The organism is Shewanella sp. SG41-4 (assembly GCF_014164505.1).
In the GTDB taxonomy this organism is placed as follows: domain Bacteria; phylum Pseudomonadota; class Gammaproteobacteria; order Enterobacterales; family Shewanellaceae; genus Shewanella.
The window spans coordinates 1-3,027 of the sequence record NZ_JACJFI010000368.1; the positions used below are offsets into that span (position 1 = coordinate 1).

Annotated in this window: 4 protein-coding genes; 2 read left to right on the top strand and 2 right to left on the bottom strand. The window is 35.7% G+C overall.

Annotated elements, in window-relative coordinates:
- Nucleotides 1-332: 332 nt before the first annotated feature.
- Both H5202_RS19705 and H5202_RS19710 read right to left on the bottom strand, forming a co-directional pair.
- A complete protein-coding gene (locus H5202_RS19705) occupies nt 333-1,835 on the bottom strand; it encodes a sigma-54 interaction domain-containing protein (RefSeq protein WP_182773561.1) in 1,503 nt (500 codons plus the stop codon).
- A gap of 74 nt (nt 1,836-1,909) precedes the next feature.
- Nucleotides 1,910-2,134: a helix-turn-helix domain-containing protein gene (locus H5202_RS19710; RefSeq protein WP_182773562.1), complete on the bottom strand. Its 225-nt coding sequence runs from the start codon at nt 2,132-2,134 to the stop codon at nt 1,910-1,912.
- Nucleotides 2,135-2,204: 70 nt separating this feature from the next.
- Here H5202_RS19710 and H5202_RS19715 point away from each other — a divergent pair, with 70 nt between their 5' ends.
- Both H5202_RS19715 and H5202_RS19720 read left to right on the top strand, forming a co-directional pair.
- Complete coding sequence (locus H5202_RS19715) at nt 2,205-2,492, top strand: hypothetical protein (protein WP_427758996.1); 288 nt, start codon at nt 2,205-2,207, stop codon at nt 2,490-2,492.
- Nucleotides 2,485-3,027, top strand: a 543-nt coding sequence (locus H5202_RS19720; protein WP_182773563.1) for an Arm DNA-binding domain-containing protein, incomplete at its 3' end; no start/stop codon positions are given. The genes H5202_RS19715 and H5202_RS19720, both read left to right, overlap by 8 nt.

The following is a 3,027-nucleotide window of genomic DNA, read 5'->3' on the forward strand; positions in this document are numbered from 1 at the left end:
TTACAATATCGTTAAGCTTCATATTTAATCAACTTTAATAATGATATTTTATAATAACTTACAATTAATGAGTCACTAAATTGAATCTTATATTGCGTTATCCATCAAGATGTATCTTTACAGGAATGCTAAAGGATTTTGAATTTAGGTAAGATTTTGAAGCGAAGAATTCTAACAACAAATAATGTTGTATGACTTTCAGTGACTGGATATTGAGTTTAGCAGGCTCATGGAGTTGTGTTTCGAAGTGTAGCTTCATTGATTTCATCATTCCGTGTATTTTCCTTAATATCCATATTACGCAATAACAATGCCAAATTGATTGCCACTGTTTAACTATCAGTTTCAATATTTAAACGCTTCATCCAATTTGTTAACGTTTGATGATCTTTTAACCCAAGCATTATTGTTGCTTTCTTTTTGACATATCCTGAAGCCTTTAACGCTGCTTTAACATATTTTTTTTGAATGTCATCAGTGATTTGCACTATATCGACTATATCATTAATTGTCATTGAAAGATCGTCAGATATATTTTTTTTTTGCCTCTTAATTAAACTTTTAAAGATATCTTCATCATTGATAAGTGTTGTATCTGACCACAAAAATGCTCTGTTTAATGTGCTCCATAGCTCACGAATATTACCTGGCCATGATTGGGTGCAAATAAAATTAATTCCCTTATCGGAAATTTGTTTACTTTTGTAGCTTGGGTGCTTTGAACTCGATTGATTTATTTGATCGACAAGCTGAGTGACTATACTGGGTATATCTTCAATGCGGTTGCGTAAAGCAGGCATTTCAATGATACCGACAGCTAATCGATAAAAAAGATCTTCTCTAAATTTACCTTGAGATACTAACAAGGATAAATCTTGGTGTGTTGCTGCAATAATACGAACATCAACGAAGATACTTTTGGTATCACCTAGTCGAGTTATTTCACCTTGTTGCAGGGCTCGAAGTAATTTAACTTGCACACTGAGCGGCAACTCACCTACTTCGTCTAAAAAAAGAGTTCCGCCATCTGCTTGTTCAAATAAGCCTGGGTGATCTTTTTCAGCACCAGTAAAAGCACCTTTTTTGTGGCCAAATAATGTCGAGTCGACAATATTTTCTGCTAATGCACCACAGTTAATAATTCGAATAGGCTTGCTAGATCGAAGGCTACCGAGATGTATAGCATTGGCCATTAACTCCTTACCTGTACCCGTTTCACCCAAGATCAAAGCCGGCACTTCTGAAGCGGAGATTTTCTGCGCTTTGGATACGGTTATTTTCATTGCGCTTGAATGGTTGGTTAAATTATTAAACGCGCGATGAAAGTTAGGTTCAGATGTTGCTTTGAAGGCAATACTTTTAGATGCTGATTGAACATAGGCTTGGGCAAAATCCAGCGGTATTTTGACTAGAATAAGTTCATTACTGGGCGTTGCTTGTAAGAAATGCGTGTTGGACTTACCTTTGCCAATAAGCACTGAAAGTGTTGTCATTGCTGGCGTACCAGAGGTTAAGTTTATCGATAGTGTGTCAGCTTCATCGCTTAGCTTAGAAATCCATTTATCGGTGACTTTTGCGATAGATTGGTAATCAATCGGACTATCGATATGAGCTTTGTGTACTTGAATATCTTGATCAGGACGATTAGCAATTGCCATACGTTTTTTAAGAAAACGTTCGAAATGAGACCATTTGTCTTCGTCTTTGTTCGACAAGATAACAATTTTATCAAAGGGTTGTTCAGATTTAGCTGCAATTGTACTGATTGCAGCATTTGTATCATTAAGCATGTTGTCTAGGTCTTTAGTGCCTAGCCAAGTAAGAAGAGTATGCATCCATGGGTACTCATATGAAGAATCAGTAAATAAGATTACATTAAATAATTATTATTACTATGAACCGTTTTCAATTACTCCTCAACATACTCAATAATATCGTCTACTTTACAACTAAAATACTGACATAGTGAATCGATCGCTTTTGTCGTTGTTGAGTACTGATAGCTCGGATTCATCATCTTAGATAACGTCGTTCTCTTCACCCCAGCCGAATCAGCGACCTCCTGCAAAGTGATTTTCCTTCGTTCTTTAAATTCTTTTTCTGCTATTAACTCTTTGATTTTAAACCTAATCACTTTATTTAACCTCTAAATGAGCCAAAACAACACAAAATGTTCCTTGCAAGAACAATAAACAGATGCTTTAATGTTCCCACAAAGAACAAATAAAGCATTGCAAGAACATAATGAGGTTTATATGAAACAAACATTACTTAATGCGAAAGAACTTTCTCAAAGAATAAAGTTTAGTGCGGCATATATCAACCACACATTGAAAGATAATGTGTTCTTTGAAGGAGTTCATTACATTAAGCCTTTTGGTGGGCGAAAAGTTTTTTACATTTGGGAAGAAATTGAACGAGAGCTTTTTAGGAAAACAGAACCAAATAGATTAGTTGTCCCAATGGCAAGAGGAGGTGTTTGCCATGGGTAATATAAGAGCTCGTGAAGGAAAACTATTTTTCGATTTCACTTATGAGGGGATCCGCTGTAGAGAGCAAACAGTGCTGTTTGATACCCGTTTAAATAGATCAAAAATGACGAGTATTTTAAATACAATCGAAGCAGAGATCCGTCTAAATCGATTTGTGTTTAAGTCGTACTTCCCTTCAAGTTCACGATGTTGTCAATTCTCGGAATTTGACCTAAAGGTGCAACAGCACTTGGTTGAAAATGTTGAACCTTTGACTGTAAATATTATGTCTAATATTCCAACTTTCGATGCCTTTGTTGATGAATGGGTATCTGAAAATAGGATTCAATGGAAGAAAAGCCACTATAAAAATGTGCTTATGATCATTGAAAACTATCTAGTACCGGTGTTTGGTCAGATCAGACTAAACGATATTACACGGCCTCATTTGATAAAATTTCGCGCTTCAATTTCAGAGCCTAGACGAACTGGGGTAAAAGATAAACTCAGTAACGATTGGATAAACCATGTTATGACGCCATTACGAGGAATTCTA